This window comes from Amaricoccus macauensis, from assembly GCF_049800915.1.
Lineage (GTDB): Bacteria > Pseudomonadota > Alphaproteobacteria > Rhodobacterales > Rhodobacteraceae > Amaricoccus > Amaricoccus macauensis_A.
In genome coordinates this window covers 891,564-906,302 of sequence record NZ_JBNAFY010000001.1, presented here as the reverse complement: position 1 = coordinate 906,302, position 14,739 = coordinate 891,564, and the positions used below count along the sequence as shown (strand labels likewise).

Annotated in this window: 11 protein-coding genes and 1 pseudogene; 4 read left to right on the top strand and 8 right to left on the bottom strand. The window is 59.0% G+C overall.

Translation table 11 applies throughout. The annotated features are described in order from the left end of the window. Positions 1 to 4 precede the first annotated feature (4 nt). The 7 genes and pseudogenes from ACP15W_RS04130 to ACP15W_RS04100 all read right to left on the bottom strand — a co-directional run bounded on the left by ACP15W_RS04130 (position 5) and on the right by ACP15W_RS04100 (position 8,738). A complete protein-coding gene (locus ACP15W_RS04130) occupies positions 5 to 2,443 on the bottom strand; it encodes an MlaD family protein (protein ID WP_424931556.1) in 2,439 nt (812 codons plus the stop codon). Continuing rightward, positions 2,412 to 3,002, bottom strand: coding sequence for a paraquat-inducible protein A (locus ACP15W_RS04125; protein ID WP_424931613.1), 591 nt, complete (start codon positions 3,000 to 3,002; stop codon positions 2,412 to 2,414). Before ACP15W_RS04125 ends, ACP15W_RS04130 begins: the two co-directional genes overlap by 32 nt. A 20-nt stretch (positions 3,003 to 3,022) precedes the next feature. Further along, positions 3,023 to 3,682: a paraquat-inducible protein A gene (locus ACP15W_RS04120; protein WP_424931555.1), complete on the bottom strand. Its 660-nt coding sequence runs from the start codon at positions 3,680 to 3,682 to the stop codon at positions 3,023 to 3,025. 124 nt (positions 3,683 to 3,806) lie between these two features. Then, a pseudogene (locus tag ACP15W_RS04115) lies at positions 3,807 to 4,652 on the bottom strand (ABC transporter permease); the annotation flags it as partial. A gap of 20 nt (positions 4,653 to 4,672) precedes the next feature. After that, the gene (locus tag ACP15W_RS04110; protein WP_424931554.1) at positions 4,673 to 6,367 is read right to left on the bottom strand and encodes an ABC transporter permease; all 1,695 of its coding nucleotides are present in this window, start codon (positions 6,365 to 6,367) and stop codon (positions 4,673 to 4,675) included. 76 nt (positions 6,368 to 6,443) lie between these two features. Continuing rightward, a complete protein-coding gene (locus ACP15W_RS04105; protein WP_424931553.1) occupies positions 6,444 to 7,580 on the bottom strand; it encodes an extracellular solute-binding protein in 1,137 nt (378 codons plus the stop codon). A gap of 63 nt (positions 7,581 to 7,643) precedes the next feature. After that, positions 7,644 to 8,738, bottom strand: coding sequence for an ABC transporter ATP-binding protein (locus tag ACP15W_RS04100; RefSeq protein WP_424931612.1), 1,095 nt, complete (start codon positions 8,736 to 8,738; stop codon positions 7,644 to 7,646). A gap of 316 nt (positions 8,739 to 9,054) precedes the next feature. On the opposite strand from ACP15W_RS04100, the gene ACP15W_RS04095 reads away from it, so the two are divergent. Genes ACP15W_RS04095 through ACP15W_RS04080 form a run of 4 tightly spaced genes read left to right on the top strand, consistent with a single transcriptional unit; the run spans position 9,055 to position 12,976 of the window. Then, positions 9,055 to 10,446: a circularly permuted type 2 ATP-grasp protein gene (locus ACP15W_RS04095; RefSeq protein WP_424931552.1), complete on the top strand. Its 1,392-nt coding sequence runs from the start codon at positions 9,055 to 9,057 to the stop codon at positions 10,444 to 10,446. A gap of 10 nt (positions 10,447 to 10,456) precedes the next feature. Continuing rightward, positions 10,457 to 11,410 carry an alpha-E domain-containing protein gene (locus tag ACP15W_RS04090; protein WP_424931550.1) on the top strand — a complete coding sequence of 318 codons (954 nt, stop codon included), beginning with the start codon at positions 10,457 to 10,459 and terminating at the stop codon, positions 11,408 to 11,410. Further along, positions 11,411 to 12,229 (top strand): transglutaminase family protein, encoded by an 819-nt coding sequence (locus tag ACP15W_RS04085; RefSeq protein ID WP_424931549.1) that lies wholly within the window; start codon positions 11,411 to 11,413, stop codon positions 12,227 to 12,229. 24 nt (positions 12,230 to 12,253) lie between these two features. Next, entirely contained in the window at positions 12,254 to 12,976 is a 723-nt protein-coding gene (locus ACP15W_RS04080; protein ID WP_424931548.1) for a peptidase, read from the top strand. A 63-nt stretch (positions 12,977 to 13,039) separates the two neighbouring features. Here the strand turns inward: ACP15W_RS04080 and ACP15W_RS04075 are convergent, their stop codons facing one another. Next, positions 13,040 to 14,683, bottom strand: a complete 1,644-nt coding sequence (locus ACP15W_RS04075; protein ID WP_424931547.1) for an alpha-glucosidase family protein — start codon at positions 14,681 to 14,683, stop codon at positions 13,040 to 13,042. Between the last annotated feature and the right edge of the window lie 56 nt (positions 14,684 to 14,739).

Genomic DNA, 14,739 nt, shown 5'->3' with positions numbered 1-14,739 from the left:
GCCTTCACCTCCCGAAAATGACTGAATTTGGTCGCCGTTCCAGTTCCCTCGCAAGGGACTCGACGGCGGTAGACGCTGAACGTGCCTCAGTTAGCAATGCGGACAGATCTCTGCTGAAGGCCGAGTTCGGACCATAAGCTCCGACAGTGCTATCTGCGCGAGCGACTGCCTGATTCAGTCGCTCGACCAATGCAGGCAAGCTCTGCGCTGCCTGTTCAATGGCGTCGGCTGCTTCAGCAGCGGAAGCCAGTGTTGCATTGACGCTTTCCACCGTTCCCCCTTCACGGAGTTCGGCCAGGGTAAGCTCCAATTCGCGCAGCGTATCAGCCAGGCGCGGCGGCAAGTCCGACATCCCGCTCTCCGCGACAAAGGCGTTGGTGGTATTCACCAGTTCGTAAGCCGAACGGACCAGTTCTTCCAAAGGAAGCCCGGCGGCCTTGTCCGAAACCTCCTGCAGCGAAACCAGCAATTCGGGCAAGCCCTCCGATGCGGTGGAGAGGTTGTCCACCATGTTCTCGCCCTCGCCAATGAGCCGGTTGATCTGCTCGGTCAGCTGCGCGGCGGCCACTTCTTCGGCAACACTGCGCAGCGACCCGACGGCTGCGTCCGCATTGTCGACGATGCCGCTCTCGCGGAACTCGACGAGCGTCCCTTCGATCTCGCTGAGAATGGCGGAAACCTGAGGCGGCAACTCCTGAATTCCGGTGCTGTTGACCAATTCGGTTGTCGAGTCGATCAATTCGGACGTCGATGCCACGATGCTTTCGAGCGGAAGATCTCCCGCCTTGTCCGCGACATCCCTGAGAGACGCGAGCAACTCGGGAAGTTCTGCGGAAGCTTCCGTCGCATTCTGGACCAAACCGTCAGCCTCCGTGAGGAGTTGATTGATCTGCCCGGCAATTTCTGCCGCCGCGATACTCTCGGCAACATCCTGGAATGACTCAACCGTGGAGTTCAAGTTCCCGATCAGGTCGCTTTCGCGAAGCTCCGAAACCATTTCCCCGATGTTCTGAGGAACACTCCTGAAATCGTCGTTCGTTATCAGAGCATTCACATTGCCAATAAGCGCGACGACCCCATCCATCACCTCCTTTATCGGAAGTGAGGTAACCTGGTCCACCAGGCCTTGTGCCGATCCCATCAAGTCGGACTCGTCAGGCGGAATGGTCGGAACGATGGGCGGCTCGTTGTCGCGTATGACCAATTCGGCTGGTTGCTCATCGGGGTCGGCGACCAGGTCGATGAAGAGAGTTGGTGAGATGAGACCGGCGCGGGTCAACTTTGCTCGCAAGCCGCGCTCGACCCCGGCGCGGATCAATTCCAAGGCCTCCTGTTGCGCTTCTTCACCATCAGAAACCACGCCGACACGATTGGGGTAGATGCTGAACCTGGTTTCAAGATCAACCCCCGGCCCATCGCTGTGTTCGACGACTCGGGCTTCGATCCCGGTAACTTCGCCAACCTTCACACCGTGATACTGAACATCGGCTCCAGCCTGTAGCCCGCTGACCGATCCCTGGAATATCGACACAAGTTCGAGGGGCGGGGCGCCGCCTTCCTGCTCGGAGATCACGTTTGAGCGTGCCGCGCGCTCCGAAGCATACAGTTGATAGACGTGGTCCGATTCTATGGGTGATCCACCGGAGTTGACCGTCTCGAACGATATCCCGCCCCGCACAAGCGAAAGAAGGCTATCGACCTGAAGCGAGGCGCCTGACGTGTTCAAATCGATGGAGAATCCGGATGCGTTCCAGAAGCGCGTGAACGAGGTCAATCGTTCGTCGTGGGGCGCTTCAATGAACGCTGAGACCATGACGTCACCCGCCGGAGTCAGCGCGACTTCCTCTATCGTTCCCACCTGGATCTGCTTGAAGAGGATCGGTGCTCCCACGGCAAGTGAGCCCCCCGTCGGGGATCGTAGGCGAATTCGCTTGCCCGGTGTGTCCGGTGGCGTCAGGGGCGGATTTGTCAGCGCCACATAGTGTTGTTGGCGATCTCCCGTATCCGCATCCCAGGAGCCCTCAATGTAGGCTCCCGAAATGACGGTGCTGAGACCGGTGATCCCCTGTGGCCCTACGCGGGCATTCACGAGCCAGAACTCGGCACTGTCGTCGACGTATTTGGATATTTCCTTGTCAAGCCGCACGCCCACGATGACCTTGCTCAGATCTTCCGTGAAGCGCACCTCCTCGACCGTGCCGACGTCATAGCTCTTGAACTTGAGTTTCGTTTCGTCCGCGGCAATGCCGTCCGCGGACTCGAACTCGATTTCAATAAGGGGGCCGCGTTGATTGTAGGAATTCCAGGCAACACCCAGCGAAATCACAAGAGCAATGACGGGAATAAGCCAGATTGCGGATATTCGCGGGCGTTTCGTGCGCTCTTCAACCGAGGGCTGCGCAGGAGAAAGATCAGTCACTAATTTCCCCGCTTTCTTCCGCATCGTCCCAAATCAGTCGCGGATCGAGCGATAGCGCGGAAACCATGGTAAAAGCAACTGAAAGCGCGAAGAATACCGAGGCGATGCCAGGCTGAAAGGCCATGATGAACCCAAGGTTCACCAGTGCCGTGAGGATGGCCACGACGAAGACATCGACCATCGACCACCGGCCGACGAACTCAACCACTTCGTAGAGTATTGTGCGCTGGTGGTAGGAGAGATGGCTGTGCCGGCCGATGGAAATTGCGAGATAGCCAATCGCGAGAAACTTCGAGACCGGAATCACGACGGAGGCGAAGAACACGATACCACCCACAGCATAGGAGCCGTGGTGAAGCAAGTCGACGACACCGCCAACAATGGTCGAATCCGTTTTGCTCCCGAGAAACTGCGTTCGCAGCATCGGATAGAGATTTGCTGGAATGTAGGCGATCAAGCCGGCAATCCACCAAGCCCAAACACGCTCGAGGCTCCTTGGCGCCCGGGAGTGGAGGTCTTCGCCGCAACGCGGGCACTTCTGCGGACCCGGTGGGCTGACATTGCCGCAGACACCGCAGCCCACAAGGCCCGCGGCGCGCGCGGTCAGGACCGGCTCTTCTGGTCGATGATGCGCCAAATCGTTTTCTCGCTCAGGCTGGACATTTCTAGTGCCACAATTAGCACGATGAATATGAGTTCCCAGAACGCCGGTCCCAGGCCGACCTTTGCCATTCCGCCAATTTTCACCAATGCCACAACAACACCGACGGTGAAAACCTCAGCCATGGACCAGGGCTTGAGATGGCTTGCGATGCGGAAAGCCTTCTTTGTTCCCTGAAACGGGGCATATCCGAGACGGATCGGCATGAGCGCGTAGGCAAGTGCACTCGCGCGTACCACAGGAAGAACAATGATCAGGAGCATGAGGACCAGGGCAAGGGGAGCCGTGAAGCCCTTGTCGAAGGCGAACGCGGTCTGGATCAGCGTCGTGGCGGATGAAAGGCCCGATGCATGCATCTCCAGGAATGGGAAGAAGAGGGCAGACAACACGAGGACAACTGTTCCGAGTGCGCCGGCAAGGACGCGATCGAGGGATTTGCCCGGGCCGCGGAGTAGCGTTGCGCCACACCGTATGCAGCGAATGCGACCGCCTTCCGGTATCTCGGGGGGAACGGCATGAATCGCATCGCAGATGGTGCAGGCTATGATTTCCTGCGACTCATCCTCTAGCAACCCTGAAGCCGCGTGTGTTTCCGTCTTCATGCCACCTCCGGCGTACGGAACGCCGTCTTGACGCACCATAACATGATATAGCCATTCGTCAGCGGATTGGAATTGACGGTAGCTGGCGCGAAAGGTGTTTCTCGCGGATAGGCCCAGGTGTCGCTCAACCGGGGCTCATACCGCGAATTTTCTCCGAACGACGGCGAAGAAGTTCAAGTGTGGTCAAAAGGAGGATGGAGATCGTGACCAGAAGCGTAGCGACTGCCAGGATCGTCGGGGAGATCTGTTCGCGCAAACCGATAAACATCTGCCACGGTAGCGTCTTCTGACCGGCAGAGCCGACGAAAAGGACTACCACGACTTCGTCGAAGGAAGTGATGAAGGCGAATAGTGCTCCTGAAATCACGCCCGGCAGAATCAGGGGCATCTGGACCTTGAAGAACGTTCTGACCGGGCTCGCTCCGAGATTTGCGGCCGCTCGGATCAAGCTTCGGTCGAACCCCACCAATGTTGCGGTCACCGTTATGATCACGAAGGGAATGCCAAGCGCAGCATGGGCCAGTACCACGCCCCAGTAGGTCCCTTGAATGCCAAGGCGCGAATAGAAGAAATACATGCCCGCAGCCGATATGATGAGCGGCACGATCATTGGCGAGATCAGGATTGCCATGATGGCGCCCCTGAACGGGACGTGTGGCTGGCTCAGTCCGATGGCCGCGAGTGTGCCGAGTGCGACGGCAAGCAGAGTAGCCACCGGGGCAATTCGAACCGAGTTCCAAAGCGCCTGCTGCCAGTCCGAGTTGGTGAAGAAATCTCGGTAGTGCTTCAGCGAGTAGGCATCCGGATCGAGCGCCAGCATGCCCTTGGTGAAGGTAAAGAAATCCTCGGCGTTGAAGCTGAGAGGAACGATGACAAGGATCGGCAGGATCAGGAACAGCAGGATTGCCACGCAGATTGCGCGGAATGCCCAATACCAGAGGCGCTGACCGGTGGAAGCATACGGCGGGAGAGCGGCCATGTTGGAGGTCCTTATCCGAGCTTCACGTTATCGATGCCGACGATCTTGTCGTAGGTCCAATAGAGGGCCAGCACGACGATGAGCAGCATGGTTGCGAGTGCGGCAGCGAGGCCCCAGTTCAGTGACGAAGAGATGTGATAGGCGATGCGGTTCGAAATGAAGATGCCGCTCGTACCACCGACGAGTTCCGGGGTGATGTAATAGCCGATCGCGAGGATAAAGACCAAGATCGCGCCCGCGCCGACGCCGGGAATCGTCTGCGGGAAGTAGACCCGCCAGAAGGCCGTCCAGTCCGTGGCCCCCAGCGACTTTGCGGCGCGCATGTAGGAGGGCGGGATGGTCTTCATCACCGAGTAGAGCGGCAGGATCATGAAGGGCAGCAGGATATGCGTCATGGCGATGATGGTGCCGGTGGCGTTGTTGATCATCACGAGGCGGCCGGCATCCGATATTACCCCGATCCAGACGAGGAGATCATTGATGACACCCTGCTGTTGCAAGAGAATCTTCCACGAGGCCGTTCGCACGAGCAGCGAGGTCCAGAACGGTAGCAGCACAAGAATCATGATCAGATTCGACGAGCGCAGCGGCAGAATGGCGAGCAGATAGGCAATCGGGTAGCCCAGCAGGAAGCACAGAAAGGTGATCGCGAGGCTCATCAGCATCGTGCGCCAGAAAAGCTTGAGATAGATGCGCTGGGATTCCGGTTTGAGTTCCGGCCCGTCGACGGTCTTCTTCATATCGACTGCGTTCAGCAGGTAGCCGTTGGTATAGTTGCCGGAATAGAGGTTGATGGTTTCCCAGTTGGCCGCGCTCGACCAATCGCTGTCGATCTCCGCGAAAGTGGCTGACATCTCGACGCGGGGCAGGGAGTCAACATTCTCGAGTGCTGCCGCAAGTGCGTCTGAGCCTGGCCCCGCATAGGCGGAGATGCCGGGGGCAAGTGTCGGGTCCTGCATATCCTGCCCGAGCGCGAGATAGACCGCTTCCCAGGGCTCTTCTTCCGCGACGACATCCTCGTCCTCGATGGCCGTGAATAACGCAAAAGCCGCATACTCACGAACTGTCCGAGGTAGAACCTGACTGATCGCCGCTCCCGGAACGAAGCCGACCTCCCCGCTCATGTCATCGGAAGTGAGCTTTTCGAGCCGTTCCCTGGCAGCGAGCAATTCGGTGTTATCCGGTTCGGCATCAGATCCGCCGGTCATGAGTTCGAACCAGAACCCAGCTTCCTCCCAGCGGGGATCGAGCTCCTCGAAGACATCCTGATACTGCTCGCCCACATCATCGAGGCTGCGCCCCGTAGAGCGGAAGAGTGAGGAAAGGCCGGGCTTTTCGTAGTTGAGACGGGTGCCCAGGCGGGTGTGTTGCTTGGCTTCGGCCGCAAGAAAGAGATCGTAGTATAGGGCGTCGAAGGTGCTTTCAGGTGGGAGTTCGTCTCCGGCGCCTTCCCAGCCGCGCAATTCACGCACCGTCTGGGGCATCGTGTTCGGGACGATCTGGTTTTCGACCGAGCGGAACAGCATGTCGCCAATCGGAAACAGAAAGCTCATCAGAACGAAGATGAGAAGTGGGGCGACCAGCGCCAGGGCGCGCAGTTTCTGCGCCCGGAGCGCACGTTGAAGGCTTTTCTTGAGTGGCGTTCCGTCTGCCGCAAGAACGGGGCCTGCGGGGGGTGTGCTTGCGGATCCTGGGGCGTCGGTCACGGGAACGCGTCTCACTCTCGTCTTCGGAAGGAAGAACACCGGGATCCAGGCCTGGACCCCGGTGCGTCGTGTGGGATTACTGGGTCAGCCAAACCTGAAATTTGGCTTCGACATCATCCTGGTTGTCCGCCCACCATTCGATGTTGTTCACCAGATAGTTCTTCTGGTTATCGGGATTGGTCGGCATGTGCGGCCCCATCTCGATGCCAAGGTCTGCATGGGTAGACACGAGCGGCTGCGACGAGGCGCGTGCCGGACCGTATGAGATGTATTTGGCCTGATCAGCGAGGCGCTGAGTGTCGGTCGCGAACTTCACGAAGTGGAGGACGCGGTTCAGGCGCTCTTCAGGCAGATCAGCCGGAATGATCCATCCGTCGAAGTCGAAGACCTGCCAGTCCCAAAGCATCGCGACGGGCTGGTCCTGTTCCTCGATCACCGAGAAGAGGCGGCCATTGTAGGTCGAGCCCATGACAACTTCGCCATCTGCCAGGAGCTGCGGCGTTTCGGCGCCGGCCGACCACCAGACAACCTGATCCTTGATCGTTCCAAGCTTGGCGAGTGCCTGATCAACGCCTTCTGGTGTCGAAAGCACGTCGTAGAGATCTTCCTTGGCGACGCCGTCGCAGAGCAGTGCCCATTCGAGGTTCTTCTTCGGGCGTTTCTCGAGGCTGCGCTTGCCCGGGAAGGTCTCGAGATCGAAAACCGCGCACAGATCTTCAGGCACGGCGCCGTTCCAATCGGCAACATCCGTCCGATAACCGAACGTGGTGGAAAAGACGATCTGCGGAATGAAGCAGTCGTTGATCAGGCTGTCACCAAAATCATCCTCGGCTTCGGAGCCATCGGCGCCGGCTGCGAGCATCTCTTCGACGTCGATCTCCATGGCCAGGCCTTCGTCGCAAAGGCGCTGGCTATCCGGGCCTTCCACGTCGACCAGATCCCAGGTGACATTCCCGGCCTCGAACATTGCGCGAAGCTTTGCGACCGCTTCGTTCGAGCTTTCGTCCCAGGTGAAGCTGGTGCCGGTCATCTCCGAATAGGGCTCGGAGTAGGCATTCTGCTGGGAATTCTGGTAGGCACCGCCCCATGATACGACGGTCAGGCTGTCTGCGCAGTCCTCGCATTCGGGCAGATCCTGCGCGAGTAGAGCGGTTCCGGAGACCGCGGGGGCAAGGGCGATTGCCGTAGCACCCAACCAATGCTTCAATTTCATTTCATACTCCTCAGTGTCGTCATTATGGTGTGCCCCTTCGTCCCTTTTGCCTTGGCCTGGGGTTCAGGCCGCGTTGAGGGCCCGGCAATCATCCGTGTTCCAACCAACATTCGTGGTTTCCCCGACATGCAGGGTTGCATGGGCGCTGCTGTTGGGGACCTTGACGATGAAATCGTCATGTCCTGCAACGCTCATGCGGCAGCGAATGTGATCGCCGAGATAGATCAGTTCCTTGACCTCGCCGTGCAGCGCATTCTGCGAGGGTTCGGCCCCGATGATGACGCGCTCGGGCCGGATCGAGAGCATTGTTTCCTCGCCAACCTTGCCACAGCAAACCGCAACTGCGGAAACTTCCCCCGCGCCCTCGATCGCCACGCGGGCCTGATCGCCGTCGATAGACGTAACCTTTCCGACAAGCTTGTTGTTCTCGCCGATGAACTGGGCGACGAAGGCGTTGTCAGGGCGTTCGTAGAGTGTGGGAGGGGCGGCGAGCTGCTGGATCACGCCGTCATTGAACACCGCAACCCGGTCCGACATCGTGAGTGCTTCGGACTGATCGTGGGTGACGTAGACCACGGTGATTCCGAGACTTTCGTGCAGATGCTTGATCTCATACTGCATGTGTTCACGGAGCTGCTTGTCGAGCGCCCCAAGCGGTTCGTCCATGAGAACGAGGTCGGGTTCGAATACCAGCGCACGCGCCAGCGCGATGCGCTGTTGCTGCCCGCCGGACAGCTGGGCCGGTCGACGTCCGCCGAATGCGCCCATCTGAACCATGTCGAGCGCTTTCTTGACCTTTTCGTCCCGGGTGCTCCTGCCCATGCCGCGCACCTCCAGCGGAAATGCGAGGTTTTCGGCCACCGTCATGTGGGGAAAGAGGGCGTAGTTCTGGAACACCATACCGATTCCGCGCTTGTGGGGCGGAATGTTGTTTATCGGCTTTCCAGCGAGCCGGATCTCTCCGTGAGTTGCCGTTTCAAACCCAGCCAGCATCATCAGGCAGGTGGTCTTGCCGGAGCCCGACGGGCCGAGCATCGTCAGAAACTCGCCCTTTCCAATCGAGAGATTGAGATCCTTCACGACGAGCGTCTCGCCATCGTAGCTCTTCTGCACCTGTTCAAAAGAAACGAATGCCGTGTCGCCGCTTTCGGCCGCCATGTAGTCCTCACCTGAGCTGTTGCTCACCAACCAGAAAGTTGCCCGAATGCTAAGCACAAGGCTGCATATGTTGCAAATGCCATCTTTCAGCTCTGTGGATCTTAGTTAACTTCGCATTGCAAGCGACCATTCACACACGATTTCCGACACTCGGATGGCGATGTTCTGTATATTGCGACCGCGAATGGTCATGACGCGTGCAATTTTCGCATGTGCCGCAAAAACGCGCGTGGCACGGCTTGCGTTCTCGGTATGAAATCAATTTAGTAGGCGCCGGGACAAATTGGGGAGCGGTCCGATTAAGACCTTCAACGAAATGTTTGACGGCGACGATGTGCGCCCGGCATACGAGCAGCTCAAGCGCTGGGTAGACAGCACACCGCCTGACGTTCTGACGCAGAAGAAATATGAAGCCGAGGCGCTGTTCCGGCGTATCGGTATCACATTTGCAGTCTACGGAGAGGGTGGCGATGTCGAGCGCCTGATACCGTTCGACATCATGCCACGGGTCTTTACCGAGGCGGAGTGGCGGAAACTGGAGCGCGGGGTGAAGCAGCGGGCACGCGCGCTGAACGCCTTCCTCTACGATGTATACCATCGCGGCGAGATCATCCGGGCCGGCGTAATTCCGGCGGATCTGGTCTATCGCAACGACGCCTACGAACCTTCGGTCGTCGGGATCGATCCGCCGGCCAATGTCTACAGCCATATCGTCGGCATCGACCTGGTGCGGACAGGGCCGGGAGATTTCTTCGTTCTCGAGGACAACTGCCGAACCCCATCGGGCGTCAGCTACATGCTGGAGAACCGCGAGATCATGATGCGCATGTTTCCTGACCTTTTCAGGTCCGTGCGCATTCTACCCGTGGATGACTATCCGACGCTTCTCCGCCGTACTCTCGCATCCGTGGCACCACGGAAGGCGCAGGATACACCGGTCAGCGTTCTGCTCTCGCCGGGATCGTTCAATTCGGCGTATTACGAGCATTCCTTCCTTGCGGACCAGATGGGCATCGAGCTTGTCGAGGGGCAGGATCTCTTCGTGCAGGGCGATTTCGTCTACATGCGAACCACCGAAGGGCCCAAGCGAGTGGACGTGATCTACCGGCGTATCGACGACAGCTTCCTCGATCCCCTGTGTTTCCGCCCCGATTCGATGCTCGGTGTGCCCGGCCTGATGAACGTCTATCGGTCAGGAGGCGTGGCCATTGCTTCGGCGCCGGGCGCCGGCGTCGCCGATGACAAGGCCGTTTACATATACGTCCCGGAGATGGTGCGGTTCTACCTGGGCGAGGAGCCAATCCTGAAGAACGTCCAGACGTGGAAATGTTCTGAGCCGAAGGACTGCAAATACGTCCTCGAGAACCTCAAGGATCTTGTCGTCAAGGAAGTTCATGGCTCCGGTGGCTACGGAATGCTCGTCGGACCGAGATCCACGAAGGAAGAGATCGCGGCTTATGCCGAGCGCATCAAGGCGGCGCCCGAGGAGTTCATCGCGCAGCCCACGCTTTCGCTTTCCGCTTGCCCGACCTTCGTGGACGAGGGGATCGCGCCACGGCACGTGGACCTGCGACCGTATTGTCTCGTGGGCAAGGAGGTTCATCTCTGTCCCGGTGGTCTGACGCGCGTCGCAATGCGCGAAGGCTCGCTTGTGGTGAATTCAAGTCAGGGCGGCGGGGTCAAGGACACCTGGGTTCTGGCGGATTGAGGGGAACGTAATGCTCAGCCGTACCGCCGAAAACCTCTACTGGATCGGGCGCTACATGGAGCGCGCCGAAACCATGGCTCGCCTGCTCGAGGTCGGTTACCGCATGTCTCTCATGCCATCGACGGGCCAGGGATACCGGAACGAATGGTCGCCGCTTGTCGCGGCAGCTGGATCCTCGGTCGGGTTCGAGGAGAAATACGGAGACCAGTATCACCAGCGTGACGTCGAAAGCTGGCTCTTCTTCGATCGCGACAACGGGGCGAGCGTGATCTCCTGTCTGGAGACTGCACGGCAGAACGGACGAGCCGTGCGCACCGCACTTACGTCAAACATGTGGGATGCCCTCAACGTCGCCTATTTGGAGATGAAGGAGTTGGAGCGGCGCCCACGCTCGGCTGCGCCGCTTCCGGAACTTTGCGACTGGACGAAGCGGCAATGCGCGATTCTGCGCGGTTATACCGAGACGACCCACCTTCAGAATGATGGCTATGATTTCCTGAATATCGGCAGCTATCTCGAGCGGGGCGACAACACGGCGCGGCTTCTCGATGTCAAGTATTACGTTCTGCTGCCGACGATCGACATGGTTGGCGGCGGTGTGGATACGTATCAGTGGACGACACTTCTGCGGGCGCTTTCTGCCTTCCGTTCGTTCCACTGGGCGTATGGAAGCGAATACAATCCTCGCAAGATCGCTCATTTCCTGATCCTGAACGCAGCCTTCCCGCGCTCGCTCCTGCATTGTCAGGAGAAGATCGGATACCATCTCAATCGACTTTCACATGCTTACGGCCGAACGGTTCATGCACATGCGCGACAGCGCAAGCTGATAGCGGAACTGGCCGAGGCACGGGTCGACGATATCGTCAACGAAGGCCTGCACGAGTTCCTCACGCGATTCATCAATCAGAATTCTTCGCTGAGCCTCGATGTGGCCGACGACTACCTGTTCGGGGTGAACTGAATGAGACTCAAGGTCCAGCACACCACGGTCTACGAATATGACAAGCCCATGCGTTTCGTGGCGCAGAGCCACCGGCTTACGCCCGCAAATTCGCAGTGCCAGACGGTCTCGTCGTGGAATGTGACAGCCGCAGGCGCGACAGTCGGGGCGCAGTTCACAGACGGCGCGGGTGACCTGATCACGACGATGACGGTGGATGGCCCAGTCGAACGAATTGAGGTCGAGGTTTCCGGTCTTGTCGAGACACAGAACACGTCCGGGGTCTTGCGCGGTCATTCGGAAATCATCTCGCCTCGGTGCTACCTTCGAGCAACCAAGGCGACGAAAGCGGGCCCCGCTTTCGATGATCTGCTGTCCCGTGCGTTCAGAGGGCTGAAAGACAAGAACAACGATCTGGCCCGCGCGCATGCGCTTTCGGACTTCGTTGCGAAGATCGTCGCCTACCGTCCCGGAACCACCCACGCGCATTCCACTGCGGCTGAGGTTGTCGAAGCCGGCGAGGGTGTCTGCCAGGATCATGCCCATGTGCTGATCGCGCTGGCCCACCTCGCGAACCTGCCGGCGCGTTACGTGACTGGCTATCTCCTGGTCGATCAGGACGGTAGCAATGGCGAGGCCAGTCATGCCTGGGCAGAGATAAACATCGACGGCCTCGGATGGGTCGGATTTGACGCATCGAACGCCACATGCCCCGATGATCGCTACATTCGTCTTGGTTCCGGACGTGATGCCATTGAAGCCGCCCCGATTCGTGGTGTATCGCGCGGAGGCGGGATCGAAGCAATGGATGTTGCTGTGATGGTGTCCGCGCAACAATAGCGGGGCGCCTGGAGGCCCGGTAACATGACCTATTGCGTGGGCCTGCGTCTGGATGCGGGATTGGTCCTCCTTTCAGACACGCGCACCAATGCGGGGATCGACAATGTGTCGGTCTACCGCAAGATGTTCACTTTCGAGGTGCCGGGTGAGCGTGCGATCGTCCTGATGACCGCCGGCAACCTTTCAGTCACCCAGACCGTGCTCGCGAAACTGAAGCACAAGATCAGTAGATCCGATGCTTCGCCAACAGACTCGATCCTTCTGGCTGAGAGCATGCTCCAGGTGGCGGAAATCGTTGGCCGCACACTCAACGAAGTGAGTCTCGAGATAAACCAGAAGATGGGGGCAATGAACCAGATGGCCACCGCCTCCATGCTGCTGGCGGGGCAGCGCAAGGGCGGTGCGCTGAGGCTCTTCCTGATATACCGGGAGGGCAATTTCATCGAGGCCACGCCGGACACGCCCTATCTCCAGATCGGTGAGCACAAATATGGCAAGCCGATTTTGGATCGAGTGGTGACGCCGGAAACCAGCCTGGAGGATGGTCGGAAGGCCGTGCTGCTGTCGATGGATTCCACGCTCCGATCCAACCTCTCAGTCGGCATGCCGCTCGATCTGGCGATGATCAAGACCGACGAGTTTCGGATCTGCTGCAATGAGCGGATCGAACCGGGCGATCCAAGCTTCACGGCGATGTCGGACGCTTGGAGCCAGGCGCTCCGCGACAGTTTCGCCGAAGTGCCCTGACAGTTCGCTGAATGGGGCGAATGCCGGCACCTCGGCGCCGGCCCGGTCCGGAAGCAGCCTGTGTCAGGCTTTTTCCTTCAAGAGAACCTCATCTGGATTTTCTGTGGTGGTGAGGTAGGCGAACCCGTTGGGGCCAAGCTTCAGGCCATCACTGGCAAGTTCAGCGGACTGTCGTGGCGCTCCTTCCGCAAAATCCATCGTTCCCGTCGTCGTCAATTCCATCGGTTCCGGCGACAGGTTGAAGACGCATAGGAGAAGATCCTCGTCGTCTTCCCGCAAGATTGCCAGTGCCGGATCTGGAACGTCGAGGAACCGAATGGTTCCCGTGAAGAGTGCCGGGTGATCCCGTCTCCACGTCAGAAGCGTGCGATAGAAATGCAGGACGGACGCATCGTCGAGTTCCTGCTCATGAACATTGCGCGCAGCCTGCGGCGGCTTGACCGGCAGCCAGGGCAGTGCGGTGGAGAATCCGCTGCAAGGGTTGGTGGCATCCCACGGTATGGGGGTGCGGCAGCCATCGCGACCCTTGTATTCGGGCCAGAAGCGGATACCCGGTGGATCTGTCAGTTCCTCGAATTCGAGTTCCGCCTCGGCTAGTCCGAGTTCCTCGCCCTGGTAGATGCAGACCGTTCCGCGCAGGCTGACAAGCAAAGCCGCTGTCAGCTTTGCCAACTCATCCTGGCTCGCGCCGTATTTCGCCCAGCGGGTCACATGGCGACGGACGTCGTGATTTGAAAAACTCCAGCAGGGCCAGCTGTCTTCTCCCTGCGCGAAGAACTCCCTGATCCCGTGGGAAAACTGTTCCGGCCGGAAGTCCGCTTCGAGAAGCTCGAAGGAGTAGGCCATGTGCAGCCGATCGTCGCCGCAGGTGTATTGGGTCATGATGTCAATGGCGCGTTGGCCACGCTCGCCCACTTCACCTACCAGCATCCGTTCATCGTATTCATCAAGAAGGGCGCGCATCCGCTTGAGAAACTCGACATTTTCCGGACGGTTGCGCGCGAAGTCGTGGTTCTGCATGTCGTAGGGATTCACGGCCGGTTGCGGATCGTTGCGCGTGGCAGCCGGGTTGTTCCGGAGCTGCGCATCGTGGAGGTAGTAGTTCACCGTATCGAGGCGGAAACCATCGACGCCACGTTCCAGCCAGAAGCGCATCGTCTCGAGCAGGGCATCCTGTACGTCACTGTTGTGGAAGTTCAGGTCAGGTTGTTCCGCGAGGAAATTGTGGAGGTAGTATTGCCGCCGAACGCTGTCCCATTCCCAGGCGCCGCCGCCGAATACGGAAAGCCAATTGTTCGGCGGTGTCCCATCGGGATTCGGATCAGCCCAGACATACCAGTCCGCCTTGGGGTTGGTACGGCTTTTCCGGCTCTCTACGAACCAGGGGTGGAGATGCGACGTGTGGCTCAAGACCTGATCGATGATGACCTTGAGGCCCAATCCGTGCGCTTCCTCGATCATCGCGTCGAAATCGGACAGAGTGCCAAAAAGCGGGTCGATGTCGGTATAGTCGGAAACATCGTATCCCATATCTGCCATGGGAGAGGGAAAGACCGGCGAGAGCCAAACTGCATCAGCCCCGAGGTCGGCCACATGTTTCAGCCGCGACGTGATGCCGGGAATGTCGCCAATACCGTCCCCGTTCCGATCCTGAAACGATCTTGGATAGATCTGATAGATCACGCACCCGCGCCACCATTCACGCATTTCGGTTCCCCCCGGTTTACCGTCGCCGCTTCCGAACAGCCGTGACACTTGCCGAG

Bases quoted from the DNA above. Each gene is read 5' to 3' on its own strand.
- ACP15W_RS04130 (WP_424931556.1), bottom strand. From the start codon at position 2,443: ATGCGGAAGAAAGCGGGGAAATTAGTGACTGATCTTTCTCCTGCGCAG.
- ACP15W_RS04120 (WP_424931555.1), bottom strand. From the start codon at position 3,682: ATGAAGACGGAAACACACGCGGCTTCAGGGTTGCTAGAGGATGAGTCG.
- ACP15W_RS04105 (WP_424931553.1), bottom strand. From the start codon at position 7,580: ATGAAATTGAAGCATTGGTTGGGTGCTACGGCAATCGCCCTTGCCCCC.
- ACP15W_RS04100 (WP_424931612.1), bottom strand. From the start codon at position 8,738: ATGGCGGCCGAAAGCGGCGACACGGCATTCGTTTCTTTTGAACAGGTG.
- ACP15W_RS04095 (WP_424931552.1), top strand. From the start codon at position 9,055: ATGTTTGACGGCGACGATGTGCGCCCGGCATACGAGCAGCTCAAGCGC.
- ACP15W_RS04090 (WP_424931550.1), top strand. From the start codon at position 10,457: ATGCTCAGCCGTACCGCCGAAAACCTCTACTGGATCGGGCGCTACATG.
- ACP15W_RS04085 (WP_424931549.1), top strand. From the start codon at position 11,411: ATGAGACTCAAGGTCCAGCACACCACGGTCTACGAATATGACAAGCCC.
- ACP15W_RS04080 (WP_424931548.1), top strand. From the start codon at position 12,254: ATGACCTATTGCGTGGGCCTGCGTCTGGATGCGGGATTGGTCCTCCTT.
- ACP15W_RS04075 (WP_424931547.1), bottom strand. From the start codon at position 14,683: ATGCGTGAATGGTGGCGCGGGTGCGTGATCTATCAGATCTATCCAAGA.